The 14,464-nt window shown below is 48.7% G+C and carries 11 protein-coding genes, 2 tRNA genes and 4 pseudogenes; 9 read left to right on the top strand and 8 right to left on the bottom strand.

Features of this window, described 5'->3' with window-relative positions:
* The first annotated feature begins 770 nt into the window (after positions 1 to 770).
* A tRNA-Cys gene (locus tag CKQ53_RS16310) sits at positions 771 to 844 on the top strand.
* 6 nt (positions 845 to 850) lie between these two features.
* Positions 851 to 937: transfer RNA gene (locus CKQ53_RS16305), tRNA-Leu, on the top strand.
* Between the two features lie 188 nt (positions 938 to 1,125).
* Here CKQ53_RS16305 and CKQ53_RS16300 read toward each other — a convergent pair.
* The 3 genes and pseudogenes from CKQ53_RS16300 to CKQ53_RS16290 all read right to left on the bottom strand — a co-directional run.
* Positions 1,126 to 1,344, bottom strand: a complete 219-nt coding sequence (locus CKQ53_RS16300) for an ogr/Delta-like zinc finger family protein (protein ID WP_094117469.1) — start codon at positions 1,342 to 1,344, stop codon at positions 1,126 to 1,128.
* Between the two features lie 58 nt (positions 1,345 to 1,402).
* Positions 1,403 to 1,603 (bottom strand): annotated as a pseudogene (locus tag CKQ53_RS18830) (phage late control D family protein); the annotation flags it as partial.
* A gap of 21 nt (positions 1,604 to 1,624) precedes the next feature.
* Positions 1,625 to 2,160 (bottom strand): annotated as a pseudogene (locus CKQ53_RS16290) (phage tail sheath subtilisin-like domain-containing protein); the annotation flags it as partial.
* 82 nt (positions 2,161 to 2,242) lie between these two features.
* Between CKQ53_RS16290 and CKQ53_RS16285 the strand changes: the two are divergent.
* Complete coding sequence (locus tag CKQ53_RS16285) at positions 2,243 to 2,437, top strand: hypothetical protein (protein ID WP_139824001.1); 195 nt, start codon at positions 2,243 to 2,245, stop codon at positions 2,435 to 2,437.
* A gap of 5 nt (positions 2,438 to 2,442) precedes the next feature.
* On the opposite strand, the gene CKQ53_RS16280 is transcribed toward CKQ53_RS16285, so the two are convergent.
* The 3 genes from CKQ53_RS16280 to CKQ53_RS16265 form a co-directional block, all read right to left on the bottom strand.
* Positions 2,443 to 3,048 (bottom strand): hypothetical protein, encoded by a 606-nt coding sequence (locus tag CKQ53_RS16280; RefSeq protein WP_139824002.1) that lies wholly within the window; start codon positions 3,046 to 3,048, stop codon positions 2,443 to 2,445.
* Between the two features lie 98 nt (positions 3,049 to 3,146).
* Positions 3,147 to 3,830: a hypothetical protein gene (locus tag CKQ53_RS16270; RefSeq protein ID WP_094117472.1), complete on the bottom strand. Its 684-nt coding sequence runs from the start codon at positions 3,828 to 3,830 to the stop codon at positions 3,147 to 3,149.
* Entirely contained in the window at positions 3,827 to 4,972 is a 1,146-nt protein-coding gene (locus CKQ53_RS16265) for a DUF3289 family protein (protein ID WP_118895181.1), read from the bottom strand. Before CKQ53_RS16265 ends, CKQ53_RS16270 begins: the two co-directional genes overlap by 4 nt.
* Positions 4,973 to 5,204: 232 nt before the next feature.
* Here CKQ53_RS16265 and tnpA point away from each other — a divergent pair.
* From tnpA to CKQ53_RS16245, 4 genes and pseudogenes are all read left to right on the top strand, one after another.
* Positions 5,205 to 5,652, top strand: a pseudogene (gene tnpA, locus CKQ53_RS16260) (IS200/IS605 family transposase).
* Positions 5,653 to 6,546: 894 nt separating this feature from the next.
* Entirely contained in the window at positions 6,547 to 6,903 is a 357-nt protein-coding gene (locus tag CKQ53_RS16255; RefSeq protein WP_085651523.1) for a hypothetical protein, read from the top strand.
* 786 nt (positions 6,904 to 7,689) lie between these two features.
* Positions 7,690 to 8,256 (top strand): histidine phosphatase family protein, encoded by a 567-nt coding sequence (locus tag CKQ53_RS16250; protein ID WP_162896373.1) that lies wholly within the window; start codon positions 7,690 to 7,692, stop codon positions 8,254 to 8,256.
* A gap of 437 nt (positions 8,257 to 8,693) precedes the next feature.
* Positions 8,694 to 10,388 carry a thiamine pyrophosphate-binding protein gene (locus CKQ53_RS16245; RefSeq protein ID WP_085651525.1) on the top strand — a complete coding sequence of 565 codons (1,695 nt, stop codon included), beginning with the start codon at positions 8,694 to 8,696 and terminating at the stop codon, positions 10,386 to 10,388.
* 110 nt (positions 10,389 to 10,498) lie between these two features.
* Here the strand turns inward: CKQ53_RS16245 and CKQ53_RS16240 are convergent, their stop codons facing one another.
* Positions 10,499 to 11,806 (bottom strand): alpha-N-arabinofuranosidase, encoded by a 1,308-nt coding sequence (locus CKQ53_RS16240; protein WP_208640016.1) that lies wholly within the window; start codon positions 11,804 to 11,806, stop codon positions 10,499 to 10,501.
* Positions 11,807 to 12,286: 480 nt separating this feature from the next.
* A pseudogene (locus CKQ53_RS18985) lies at positions 12,287 to 13,200 on the bottom strand (LysR family transcriptional regulator).
* A gap of 171 nt (positions 13,201 to 13,371) precedes the next feature.
* On the opposite strand from CKQ53_RS18985, the gene CKQ53_RS16230 reads away from it, so the two are divergent.
* Together CKQ53_RS16230 and CKQ53_RS16225 are read left to right on the top strand one after the other, a co-directional pair.
* Positions 13,372 to 14,148 carry a 5-oxoprolinase subunit PxpA gene (locus CKQ53_RS16230; RefSeq protein ID WP_208640015.1) on the top strand — a complete coding sequence of 259 codons (777 nt, stop codon included), beginning with the start codon at positions 13,372 to 13,374 and terminating at the stop codon, positions 14,146 to 14,148.
* A 32-nt stretch (positions 14,149 to 14,180) separates the two neighbouring features.
* Positions 14,181 to 14,429, top strand: coding sequence for an acetyl-CoA carboxylase (locus tag CKQ53_RS16225; RefSeq protein ID WP_085651529.1), 249 nt, complete (start codon positions 14,181 to 14,183; stop codon positions 14,427 to 14,429).
* Positions 14,430 to 14,464 lie beyond the last annotated feature (35 nt).

Here is a 14,464-nt window from a genome sequence, read left to right as displayed (position 1 = left end):
AACAAAGTGTGATTATGCTGTCATCACCGATGTGTTATTTAATTACGGTTGAACATGTTGAATAGGAAATAGTCAGCTCAAAATAATTGGCTTTTTAATAAAGCATGCTATTGAAGAAGTTTATTTGGCCTCGCATTCTCTCCCTATATTCATCAGCCGATACTTTTGATGTTTTTTTGCTCTACTAGAGCGTGGTCATGTCTGGTGACGGGTAGTGCTATATATAAGAAGGAAAGAGGCGAGAATGAACAACATCGACTAGTTGGCTAACACGAGCATCACGAACGCGAATCATCCTGATGACATTTCAGGCGATGAAACGCCAAGCTAGCGCTGTTGAGAGGGACAGCCAAACCTGATGACTCTCTGGGATGGGGAGTTAAGGTGCGAGATATCGTCTACTCTTAAGGTCGCACTTTATGACAAGTTGGTCAGCTTGTGTCTACCTCTCCATAGCGACAGCATGGGGTGATGCGGGGTAACGCCCTTGTGGGAAGCAATGGTCAGGAGTATTACCGCTTCATCCGAATAAAAATCGAGCATTCCTTGCGGTGGTTACGGGCGGTATAATGCAAGGCGATCAACTTTTAGGCACTTGATATTTTGTGGGGTACAAAGGGCTTGCCATCCATTCCTAACCAGTCCATAATAGCGTCCATTCCTGGTTAGGGAATAAGAAAATCGATTCTAATCAAATGGTTAGAAGAGAAATGACAATCTGGTCCCCATTCAAAACTACATTATCGTTATCAGTGTAGGTAAGTTATTAAGGCGCGTTGGCAGAGTGGCCATGCAGCGGATTGCAAATCCGCCTACCTCGGTTCGACTCCGGGACGCGCCTCCAGTTTTGGCCCAGGTGGTGGAATCGGTAGACACAAGGGATTTAAAATCCCTCGGCGTTCGCGCTGTGCGGGTTCAAGTCCCGCCCTGGGCACCATTGAATAAAACCCATAATAATCAATCTCCTAGCAAAAAGTCATCGGCCGCCCTATGGCGGTTTTTTTGTGTCTGTAATAAATCTCAATAGCGAAAAGTGGCGACAGGTATTTTTTGAGCGCGCATTATTTCGTCTTCGAATAAGAAAAATAAACCGCGACAGGAAATTCTTTTATTCTGTGGTGCTGGTTAAATATTCAATGTGCTCTGATTTCCGCCTTTGGTATGTACGGGCACGGTATTTACACTTGCAGGAATCGCAATGGAGCGAATAAAGGTCTCCATCGTAATAAAGGTATGGCCGCAATTGATATTCGTGCATTGGTTGTAGCGCTCTTTCGTCTGCGGCGTAATTTCCTGACTGGAACGGGTGTGGGCTGCGCATCCACACAGCGGGCATTTCATCATCGGCTTTCCCTCTTTAAATTCAAATTATCAAGATTATTTCGCATTTTCGAATATTTGATCATTCAATCGATAGGTTGTCAATCTTCACCTCCAACTCCAGCGCGGTCGTAAACCCCTTCCCACTGAGCGAGAGCGTCACCGTTGCGATCGTCCACTCCACTGCGTCGATTTCCTGCTTAAAGCCACTGACTTTCGCTGGCAGTTCCGGGTACAGCTCGGCCCGTCCTCTTGCCAGCGTGATGGAGAATGAGGCGACGCCACCCTAGCGCAGCATCACGTTTTACAGCGGCGGAACCGGCGTGTCGTAGTAGTCGAGGGTCAGCATGTCTTTGGTGTTGGCCGCTTCATCAATTCAGCAGTCGCCGCCGAGCAGATAGCCGTGGGTGGTCATTTCACGCAGCTTAGCACGGATACTCTCGATAATGTCGCGGGCCCACATGTGCGCCTCGGCCATCGTGTCGGCCAGCACCCAGGTGGTGCGGGTGTAGGACTCGAAGGCGAACAGCGGATCGTCGCTGCAGGTGCGCGACCCCCAAAAGCGAAAGCCGTCTTTGCGGATCAGGGTGGTGACGTCATTGCTGATTCAGCAGGCCCGCATCGGTCTCCGGATCTTGCAGATCCCAGAAGACGTCGGCGGAAATGCCGGTCACGCCGTTGACGCCAACGTTAGACAGGGTTTTATGCCAGCCGGTTTGCTCTTCGATTTTGGCCCGCAGTCCCAGCGCGCTCGGTTGCCCATGCGATAAAGTCCGGCTAAATCAGCATCAGTTCGCGCTGAATGAATTGCGTGGTAGGCGATATGAGCTCTGGTATGGTGAAAGGCACAGTAATACCGCGCAGCTGTATCAGGGATGGCACAATCGAAGAGGCAAGGATGTGTTAGTGGAATTTATTGGGCGTGACGATTTATGTGCTGGATGCCGGAGACAGTCTGATTGACTGTCCGATTGATAGCTATGCGGTATTCAACGATGACGGCTGGATGGCGGTACATCGGCAGGCGGAGCAGGCGATCCCCCTGCATACCGATCCGCTGCCGAATATCAAGGCGGCGCTGAAAGAGGTGCCCAGCGTCGCGCTGTTTTTTGCCTAGAGGGGTTAATCGCAGGTGGGGTCTTGGGTACCATTCGGGGTGATATCTACAATAGAGTTCTGATTTTTCTCACATGTGAGATTATAAGAGTTGCTAAACCAAAAACGCATAATACCGCGCAGCCCCTTGATATTAACATTATGAAAAGAAGCGAAGCTACTGATCCGATAATCGGTAATGTCTAGGTAATGTTCGTCGGGGCCTGTGGGCGACTGATCCCACCAATGCGTTAACGGAATTTCACCGCTTATCGGTGTATCCACGCTACGTCGATAAAAACTTGCATAGTATCGATCTTCTTTTTTATCAAAGGGATGTTGTTCAAAATACTTCATTATCAAGTCAATCAAAGCCTGCTGCCCTTGAGGTGGATTGACGACGACAAAGCGTTCATCCTGACTTGGATAGATGGCCGCTGCCCCAAAGGTAAACTTCGCGGAAATGTCACCAATATAATTGATCCATACCGTCATGAAGACATGAAGACATGAAGCGCCAGCGTGCTGCCAATGTAAATCCATTTCCGCCGGAAGCGACGGCGTAGAAATACGATGATGCATATTGGGGCGATAAGCCAGATCAGCGGCAAAATGGTGGAGTAATACGTCCACAGAAACGTGCTGTCGTCGAACTGGAATAAACGGCCAATAATTAGCAATAAATAATTAATTATTAGTAAAATAAGCGTGAATTTCATAGCGTAATAGGGCTAATCACAGGTGGGGTCTTGGGTGCCATTTGATTGAATATCGACAATGTTAAATTCGTTTTTTTCGCAGCTATAATAATAGTCGCCATCAAACCAAATTCTCATAGTCCCAGGTAGTTCGCTTGTGTTGTGGCTATTAAAAGAAGCGAAAGCTGCCATTCTATAATCAATGGTGTCTAAGTTATCCTCATAAGGTCCAGTGGGTGATTGATCCCACCAATGCGCTAATGGAATTTTACCGCTAATGGGGGTATCCACGCTGCGGCGATAAAAACTGGCGTAATATCGATCCTCTTTTTTGTCAAAGGGATGTCGCTCAAAATAGCTCATGATCAAGTTAATTAGAGCCTGCTGCCCATGAGGAGGATTAACAACAATAAAGCGACCATTCTGGCCTGGATAAATGGTAGTTGTCCCGAAGGTAAACTTTGCGGAAATGTCACCAATATAATTGATCCATACTGTCATAAAGACATGAAGCGCCAGCGTGCTGCCAATGTAAATCCATTTCTGCCGGAAGCGACGGCACAGAAATACGATGATGCATATTGGGGCGATAAGCCAGATCAGCGGCAACATGGTGGAATAGTGCATCCATAGGAATGTACTGTTGTCGAACTGATATAAACGTCCAATGATGAGCAATAAATAATTCATCACCAGAAAGGCAAAGGTTAACTTCATAGCTCTCCCTTAATGGAGTAATCCATTTCCATCACGGTTATAAAGGGCTTATATCCAAAACGGTCCAAGTGTTGCAAAATAAACCAGGACCGAAATCCGCCTAATACACTATAAGATTTTATTGAACCATTCGACGGGTCAGGACCGATATCTGGAATATCCAAGCCGAAATGGTCGTAAAACGTTACGTGTACCTTTCCTTTATAGAAACGCCCACAACGATCGAATTCGACGATCTCCGCTTTAGCACCCCATACATCGTTAACCGTGATTGTCAGACCACCATTCCACCATCCCAGCCATTTGTCTTTTGTGGTATTGAATGCAGGAGGAAGAAGAGGTCTTTCGTTGTTTTTATCATCGATATAAACATATTTATCCATCCAATCAACCAGTTGCAGCGAGTTTATTTCACCATTGCTTTGCTTAATCGCTTTTTTCATGCCATCCAGTAATAGAGTCATAAACTTCTGTGTTTTCGGATGTGCGCGAGCGGCCTGGGTTAAGGCCGGATGCCTAAACTCGCCCCCTTCATTTTTTTCAAATTTGGCAATCATTGCGAGAATAACGTTTCTCAGATCCCCGGAAGAGAACAACGTTGCCGCCATCACCCTAAATTTTATAAAGTTGATGGTCGGTGAATCGAAGCCAAATAAATAACCGTCTTTTACGAAGAGAGGTAAATGGCCAAAGTTAGGTATGGCTCTGATTTCTTCTTCGGTCATATCGCCATAGGTCATATCCGCAGCCGGGCTGCCATCAGCGTTAAAACCGGGTTTACGCGGCGACTGATATACCAAAACGGGGACATGGATACGCGTCGCACTGGTGGTATCGGTCATTTCGGTGACTTTAAGCGTCGGCTCGGGTTCGGTTCGCGGTATGGCCGGGCGAGGCGCAAACCCCCAGCCCGCTTTTTGCGCCGGGGCGTTGACCTTGGCGCGGGCGTAGGCGTTTTGGACGGTGTTGGAAAAGTTTCGGTTGGCGTTGATGTCTAACGTGCCCGCATTTAACGAACAACAGGCGTGTTCCTTCGAGCCTAATACGACGGTTTTGGCATCCAGCGCGCTGCCTTTTTCAGGCGATAAGATACGCGTAAATTCGTCTGGAGTGAGTTCATCCAGACGCTTGGTGATCAGCATGTTTCGTTCCCTGTAAACAGATCCATTCCTGTGAAGCGCGGATATTCTATGCGCAACTTATTGTTATGTAAATGAACGATATCCCATGAAAAAACCGCCAAATCGGCGGTTTAATTGTCACTCTTAAACTACCTCCTATGGAGGTGGTCGTTCCTGTGGGGGCTTTGCCCGTAGGATGCTCATGCTAAATACTGCCCCAGTTTGTTACCAACAAATCAGGGGAGTAAATAGCATGAGCAGATACGAATCCGCTTAACACGTATTCTATCGCCGTCAGTATCATCTCGTTTGGACCCCGAATTACAGATATAAAATCGTTAAAGGTAATCTCGGGAAAGCGCTATATAGAAGCCTTTATGTTTGTTGCAGTATGATGAAATGCACGGTTGTAGAACTTAATGTGCAGAGAGATCATGTGCATTTGGTGGTAAGAACACCGCCTAGCCTGAGAGTTTCAGACCTAATGGGTTTTGTGAAAGGACGAACAGCGATAAGGCTGTTCGCAAAATTGCCCTATCTGAGAAAGAAAAATTTGTGAGGAAATCACTTCTGGCAAAGAAGGTATTTCGTGGACTCGGTAAGAGCGAACGAAGAGATTATATCGCAGATATGTCAGGTATCAGGACGAAGTAGCGAAAGAGGAAGGGGAAAGACAAATGCAACTGGGGTTGGAAGAATAGTGTTTAAGCCCCCTTTATAGAGGGCCGTGTCAAAGCCGCCTTCTATGAAGGCGGATTTTTACATCGGCCTGCTCATCTTTATTAACGGTTTGATGTCAGCAGCTCCGCATAAAAAATTTCCCCTCTAACGCTTTCGTATTTCTTCTGCATCGGTGAGCGCTGTCGTCAATATGAGCACCTTATCAGCAAGGTAGTGGAGTGACTTGTATGCACGGTAATGGCCAAATACTTACCATTTAACCCTCACAATTTCATCCCACTACGCCATTTAATTCATACGGTCTGCCTATTTATATGAAATCGGCGGCTCATGTCTCTGGCGCTTTAGATACGATGACCGCAGGCAAAGAGACTCGCTCCGCGTCGGGCGGTGAGGTTGACCACAAATCGCGAGCAAGCATCCCAAAAACCCTTGATACCAATATCCTGTCGTAACGGATCGCTCCCTAAGCGATGCAACGTGAGCGGCTACTTCCATGACCTACGTCTTCAACAACCGCGTTAATGTACCTCTCGAACGCGCCGTAAACATCTTCGCAATTACCTTGGGTCTGTGTTTTCTGATCGTAGGCACGTCGCCATTTCATCGCCCAAATCGCTCTGTAGGAACAGAAAACAGGTCCATTTAAGAGTGTAACTATTGTGTATTATTCATTTTAATTAATGTGATAAATTATTTCAGGATGAATATTGAACATGAGTAATGATCCTTGTAACTTACTAAGACCATTTTATGGGTCTCGCTAATGAGGTAGTCCAATACGGTCGCCTAAATAAATGAAGACAGGCAACGCCGTAAAATGCAAAACAGCAGTGGTTAATGGTTTACGTGGCTTTTCCCTAAGCGCTTCAGTGTAAATAATTCAAGTGAGTTATCTGATAGGAGTTTCGTTTATGAGAAAAAATCATCTGTCATCGGTTCTGGCTATCGTTGTTCTTGTCACGCTGTTATCGGGATGTGCCCACGTGGGGATGGAACTCTATGGCAGATTAAAACCCGCGCCTTCTGCTGATGAAGTTAAGGAGGGCTTCACCAAGTCAATGAATATTTCTCCAGACCAAGTGACCATTAGCAATATCAAAGGAAAAGAAGGGAACGGAACGGGTCTGACAGGCTCTGCTTCTAAAGACTATACGTTTGATGCAACAATAAATGGCAAAACTAAAAACTGCTCTTTTAAACAATTGATAAATGATGATATTCATTTCACTGGGTGCACGGTAAAAAATGCCGCAGTGAGTAGTTGGTAATATCCCCAGCGTCAATAGGTGCTTAATATGCGGCAGTCGGCATGTTAACCGTGAAGATCAAATGCTCCAGCCAAAAATGACGTCTGCTTATATCGCATTGTTAGCCTGTGACAGACTTTAGCGATCACTCACAGTGTGTCATCATCAGAAAGCCCGCGTAAGGAAACTTAAGCGGGCTTTTTGTTTTTAGCAGGTCGGCTTAAATTTAAATACGGTCTCAATGTCATTAGGTTAGCGTTAGCCTCTTCCCGATAGATTCTCGATCCCCGTCGTTGCCTTTCGCAAGATTCATTCAATAATGCGGCGGTTGTGGGGCGGTTATTGTGAAATGCTTATTTTTAATGGCGAATGCTGACAAACATTTTGGGATATTACACAGGACATACTTTATTTTACGTAACCAGCCGCATCGGTTGACGCTAGGTTGTGGACTGATTTTTTCGAAGAAGCCTGTCGCTCATTACAGCTGAAATAATGGATTGGACGCTAGAAAGAATCTGAACGCGTGACGAGAAGCATAATGAATACCCACAGAGAAATTCGTATCACGCCATCATAAAGCCTGGCTCAGATGCCGCGGGAGAAAAGTTAACTGAGCTTTGCTGTGGCAATGCATTGGATAACGGGGTGAGGATCATACCGTTTTTTATCGACATCAACGCTCAGCTAACCTTGCGTTTTTGCGGTATCGCATTTCCCCGTCGTTTTCACGAGGATCGCAGGCCGACATCGCGAGCTTTCATGATAGGGTATGGAGCTAACGAATTCACCGGGTTGAGAGTTGAAATGGAAATTACGCTAATGAGGCATGGGCAGCCAACCATCACGCGTTTTCGTGGGAGTGAAAAGATAAAGGCCGCGGAGATGCATGCCTGGATAGCGGGTTATGATGCGTCAGACGTCACAGGACATCCTCCTCAGGAAGCCAAATCGGTCTGCGACGAACGTGATTTTATCCTCAGTAGTCCATTGCAACGCGCGCGTTCATCACTTTTCGAACTCGATGCTCATCCTGATCTGATTCTCGACAATTTACGTGAGGCGCCTTTGCCGCTTGTCGCGCTCCCGTGGCTAAAGCTATCTCCTCATACCTGGCTTATCGTGTTTCGTCTCTTTTGGTTTCTGGGGCTGAGCCACGGTCTTGAGTCCAGGTCTGCGGTTCAACAACGGGCAAAACAGGCGACCTGCGATCTTATTGCAGCCGCTAAGCAACGTGACCGAATCTTCAGCATGGGACATGGCTTGATGAACAGGCTCATTTCGCGCGAGCTAGAGCGACAGGGTTGGAAAAAAACGCAGGGTGAAGGATCTGGCTATTGGGGATGGGTAACGTATGTGTCTCCGGCAGATTAATGCCGGGTCTGCCGGATAGGTTAATCTTTAACGTTCCTGGCCAATATGTAGCGCTGCTATTAGTGAGACCAGATCAAGCGGTTAATTGATATCCGATGGCGACTGAATTATTTGGCGATAAATATTTTTTACTTATACCTCTGGTTTTGATGGATTTGTACCCTTAACGTTTTCTGATTGCTAATTGATTGCGTTATAGGTTATATATGACGACTCTTAATGAGTCGCTTTTTTTTATTTAGGATGAAATTATTGAGTTTCTAAAAATTAATTCAATTGGCGGTGATTAAGAAATAATTGACAGTAGGAAGAAGGCTAACAGTTTCCCTATTATCTTTGCTGGCAATGGCAGGTGTTAAATAAATCCTGCCCTCCCTATTTAGTGTTGCAGGATTTTATTCAGTAACACTGACCTATGCTTCTAACAAGGAAATTATATGGAAGGAAAATCACAGAAGTCAGTTGCGGAAACCCTTGTCAAATATTTAGAAAATGCCGGGGTAGACATCGCCTTTGGCGTTTCAGGCGCTTATATTTCCCCCGTGTGGAAGTCGCTGTCAGAGTCTTCTATCAGAACCGTTCATTGCCGACATGAAACAGGCGCGACGTTTTGTGCTTCTGAATACAGCTTATACCGTCACAAGCCTGCCGCCGTGTTCAGCACCGCAGGCCCCGGCATTATCAACGCATTAACGGCAGTGCGCGCAGCGAAGCTGGATGGCGCCAAAGTGATATTTATTGCACCGATCACCACGCCACATCATGATGGGCTGTGGGGATTGCAACAAACAACGGTAGAAGACGTCCTTGCCCTGCAAGGAGATCACATCTCGGGATACTTCGATCACGTTGTTTGCATCGATGAACAAGAAAAAATGAGTGACGCGATTAACGCCATCAACCATTTTAAAGACTCCCAAGGTCATGTGCTGGGAATATTTATTATTCCTCGTATTCAGAAGTCAGAAATTGTACAGCAACAATACAGTGAAAATACGCAATATCTCGCCTCTCCAATTACCCGAGAAGATGATGACTCTTTGGCCGCTCAGCAGCAAAAAATAGCGGAAGTGCTTGCTGAGGGTAATGCCATTATTTGGAATGGTTTTGGTTGTCTCCATGCGTCGGATGTATTAACGCAGCTCGCGATTAAAACACAGACGGCGGTTATGTCTACGCCCCGAGGGAAAGGTATTTTCCCTGAGGACCATCCGTTATATATAGGGACTACAGGTTTGGGTTGCGATGAACCCACGCTAACCTCAGCGATAAATAACCCCTCGTTGAAATCAATGGTTATTCTGGGAACTCGCTTAGGGGAGTCCAGTTCGCATTATCTTCAGAAAAAAATAAAAGACATTAAGGTCTATTACGTCAGTCTGGAAAATGCGGATATTAAAAATAACCTTCCTCCCAAAACCGAAGTTATCAATGCCGAGCTCTCCACATTTTTAGAGGGGGTCTACCAGAAAATAAAAAACCTGCCTCTTGCTCAACAGTCACCTTTTATTCAACCGCCTGAATCGTCTCAACGCCAGGTTCCGCTCAAGACCAATGACGGCTTAGTCAATCCAGAGGAGGTGATGGACGTCATACAGAAGGTGGCGATTGATGAATACGACTGTCTGGTGGCTGCCGATGCCGGAAACTCGCACGTATGGACTAACCGATTTTTGAAGTTTAGAAAGCCCAATCGTTATCGAGTCAACTCAGCGTTGGGAACCATGGGGCATTATGCCTGCGGCATCGTCGGGCTGGCGATGACGGGTAAAGTGACCGTCGGCATTATCGGCGATGGTTCCATGCTGATGAATAATGAAATCAGCACCGCTGTCCATCACCAGGTTCCGGCTATTTGGTTAGTATTGAACGATGGCGGCTATAACATGTGCCGGCAGGGTTTAAATTCGGTCGGTTATCCTGCGCTGGATTGTACCATTCCGCAGGTGGACTTCGCGTTGTATGCTCACGCGTTGGGCGCTCATGGTGCTAGCGTGACCAGCCGCGCCGAGTTGGAGTCCACACTACGCACCGCGATTACAAATGCGGTTCCGATGGTCATCGATGTCCGGCTTGACAGGGAAGTGCTACCGCCGGTATTCGGACGCAATAAGACCGTCAAATCACTCTAAACAATGCCATATCATCGTGCATTAGCGCACGGCAAGTCGATCAGCGTATTACCTCATATGTGAGGTAATACGCGTTCAATGAGCATCCTGATTGCCGCAACCGCACTCCCTTATTCCAGACTGACCACCACCACTGATTTTGCAGGGATAGACAGATTCAGTTCCGACCCGTCGATCTTGCCGCCCTGATAAGGGACGGGATGAATGGCTTCAGCTTGACCGGGAACGTTATGCGCATCCGAGGTTGTGCTGGTCAGCACTTCTCCCGCCACCGTTTTCACCTTCAGCGTACCCAGTTTAACGGCCAGATCGTAGCCCGCATGCTGGTTCATATTCGCGACCCCAATATACATTTTGCCGTCTTTTCCTTTGGCGGCTGAGACATTAAGGGCCGGGAATTTGTGCCCGTCGTAGGTCAGTTGAGGCGCTTTTACCGTCAGCGGGATCGCCGTCGAATCCTGGAACGGCACGTACATCTTATAGGCATAGTAGGTCGGCGTTAATGCGATCTTATCGCCTTCCGTCAGGATCATCGCCTGCAGCACGTTAATGGTCTGCGCGATGTTGGTCATCCGTACGCGATCGGTATGTTGATGGAAAATGTTGAAGTTGGCGGCCGCCAAAATACCGTCCCGCAGCGTATTCTGCTGGAACAGATGGCCATGATAGGTGCCGGGTTCGACGTTATACCAAGTGCCCCATTCGTCGACGAACAGACCGATGCGTTTCTCAGGGTCGTTCTTATCCATGACGGCGATATGCTGGCGCAGCACGTCATCCATACGCAGCGTCTGTTGGAAAATGGCGTTCCACTGTGCGTCGGGGAAACCGGTGGCGGATGCCTGATTGCGATTCTTCCAGTCGCCGGTGAGCACGGTATAGAAGTGCAGGGAAATGGCGTCCAGATGTGCGTTGGCGTTTTTCATAACGACGTCGGTCCAATTCGTGTCGTCGTTATTCGCGCCGGAGCCGACGCGCACCGCCGTGTTGTCGTTATCGTTGTGGAAATTGGTGCCGTTTTTATGGAACAGCGCGCCCCAGCGGCGTAATTCGTTCGCATAGTATTCCGGCGTCATATTACCGCCGCAGCCCCAGCTTTCATTACCGATGCCGATAAAAGGCACTTTGAAGGGCGCATCGCGGCCGTTGGCGCGTCGCTCGTTCGCCAGACTGTCGCGATCTTTGGACGTCAGATATTCGATCCACTCGCGCATCTCCGTCGGCGTAGACGAAGCCACGTTGACGGAAACATAGGCATCCGCGCCAATCTGTTCGGCAAAGTCGAAAAACTCGTGCGTGCCGAACGCGTTAGACTCGAGCGCGCCTCCCCACCAGTTGTTTTTACGCACCGGGCGTTTGTCGCGCGGACCGATGCCGTCGCGCCAGTGATATTCATCCGCAAAACAGCCCCCGGCCAACGTACGACCGGCACGTGGAGGGCTTTTAGCGCGGCGACCACGTCGTTTCTGATGCCGCGCGTGTTGGGGATAGGGGAGTCGGGACCGACCCAGATACCGTCGTAAATACCCCGTCCCAAATGTTCGGAAAACTGGCCGTAGATATAGCGAGAAATGGGCGGGCCGGGATGGTCGGCCTGTAACGTGGCCTCTACCCGGTGGTGGTCGGCGGCGGACGTTGAGCCGAAGGGCAAGGCCAGCGCGGCCAACGTCATACCCATTATTCCTGTGCAGCGGTTTTTTTTCATAGACACCTCGGTGATGGCGCAAAAAAAAAACCTGAACGGCCTCTCGTAAGAGAACCTTTCAGGTTTTGCCTGGCCGGCGGCCAGTGACAATCCAACAGTGATGTGAGCTCAGGCTACCGAAATCGCCGTGCTGCGGCTGTTAGGCGGGTCACACTTCCACCGTTTGCGCTATCGGGTCGGATTAGGCGCTCCGTCAGCGGCGGTTGAAGTTCATCTGCGGCGTCAGAAAAGCGCTGCGAAACCACAGCCGGAAGGCATTCATTGACGGAGTAAATATCGCGTCTTTTCGCCAGGCCAGCCCGACATTCATGGGGTGCAGATTGTCGGTTAGCGCGCGGGTTTCGATGCGTTTTCCTTCCAGCGACCAGGGGCGATAAACCAGATCGGACAGGATGGCGACGCCGAGTCCATCGGCCACCATGCTGCGCACGGCTTCGACGGAACTGGTCCGCAGCATCACGCGGGGACGCTGCCCGCTTTCTTCCCAGTAGCGCATGGCGCTGTGGTCGGCTTCATCCACGGTCAGCATGATAAACGGCTCTTTGGCGACGTCCTTCAGCGTGAGATGCGGCTTCTCGCACAGCGGATGGCGACTGGGTAGCCAGAGTCGACGCTCGGAGTTAAACAGCGTTTCCGAGGTGATGCCAGGTAGCGTCAGGTTTGCGGTCAGCACCAGCGCGATATCCAGCGTTCCATCGAGCAGCCCGCGTTCGATGTCGATACGCTCCCGTTCGAAGAGATGGATATCCAGATGGGGAGCGCGGAAGAGAGCCGCTGCAAATGGTAGGGAAGGAAATAGCCCATCACCGTATAGGAGGCGGCCAGATTCAGCTGGCCGCAGATCTGATCATCCGCTGAAGGAACATGTAACGCATCGTCCACGCTGCGCAGAATGGAGTAGGCGTGGTGCAGGAAATGAGTCCCGGTCTCCGTCAGCGTCATGCCGCGCACCGAACGCCGGAATAGCGGCTTTCCCAATAAACTTTCCAGCTCCTGAATCGCGCTGGTGACGCCCGACTGCGAGATATTTAGGTGAATGGCGGCCTGCGAGATCTGCCCCATTTCCGCCGTGGCGACAAAGTATCGAATCTGGCGTAGCGTCAACATGCTCTTCTCCGGTGTAGAGGGCTTAAATCAGTCCGGCGTCGTCACCGGGATAAGGTCTTATCCTGCGATCTCTTTTTTCGATGGCTTGCTATCAGAAAATACTGCTATTCGGCTGTAAAAAACTTCCCCTATATTATTTTTAAATCAATGAGCTACCAATAATAAATTATTATGATAAAACACATCGACCTCAATTCTGATATGGGCGAAGACTTCGGAACCTGGGTAATTAACGGCAATATTGATCGCGAAATTATGCCACTCATAAGTTCTGCCAATATTGCGACCGGGTTTCATGCCGGCGACCCTACCGTCATGCGTAAAACTATCGAGCTGGCGAAATATTATGGCGTCGAGATTGGCGCGCATCCTGGCTATCGCGATTTAATGGGTTTTGGCCGTCGTTATATTGCTATGCAACCGGATGAATTAGTTAACGATATCGTTTATCAGCTGGGGGCTTTGCGGGAATTGGCGCGGTTATATCACGTGGAGTTACAGCATATTAAACCGCACGGCGCCCTCTATATGCATCTGGCGAAAGAAGAAGCCTCGGCGCAGTGTTTTGTTGAAGCCCTGCATCGGATCGCGCCGGATTTACTGCTGTACTGCATGTATGGCACCGCCGTATGGCGAGCAGCCCAGTCCCTACAACATCCTGTAATCTGCGAATTTTATGCGGATCGTGACTATGACCGGAGTGGTTCTATCGTCTTCACCCGTCGGATCGGTGCGCTGAACCCGGACGACGTTGCGCAGAAGGTGCTGCGCGCCTGTCGGGACGGCGTTGTTTGCACCGTGGAGGGAGAAGATATTCCCATCGTTTTCGATTCGGTCTGCATGCATAGCGATACACCGGGCGCGCAGGAATTGTTAAAGGCGACCTGCGAATTATTAAAAGCCGCCTCCATTGCCATTACCGCACCCGAAAAGAAACCGGTGTTTTAAAAATAATAATGCCGTATCAGGAGTGATTATCGATGAAAGAATATGTGGTTTATTCTCCTTTGCCAGGCGTTTTTTATCGGCAACCTGCACCCGAGATGCCGCCCTTTATGGAAGAGGGTGAGAATGTTCAGGAAGATACGGTTATTGGTCTAATTGAAGTTATGAAGCAATTTACCGAAATGGTCGCCGGGCATTCAGGAACATTAATCGAATTCAAAGTGGAAAGTGGCGAACCGATCGAACCCGGACAGGTTATTGCCATTATTAAAAGCGATCGCTAAATAAACATTTTTATTATCGCTAAGCGTTTATTTTA

It is taken from the genome of Lonsdalea britannica, assembly GCF_003515985.1.
In the GTDB taxonomy this organism is placed as follows: domain Bacteria; phylum Pseudomonadota; class Gammaproteobacteria; order Enterobacterales; family Enterobacteriaceae; genus Lonsdalea; species Lonsdalea britannica.
Note: the sequence above shows the minus strand (reverse complement) of the source record. Positions and strands in the feature narration are given on the sequence as shown.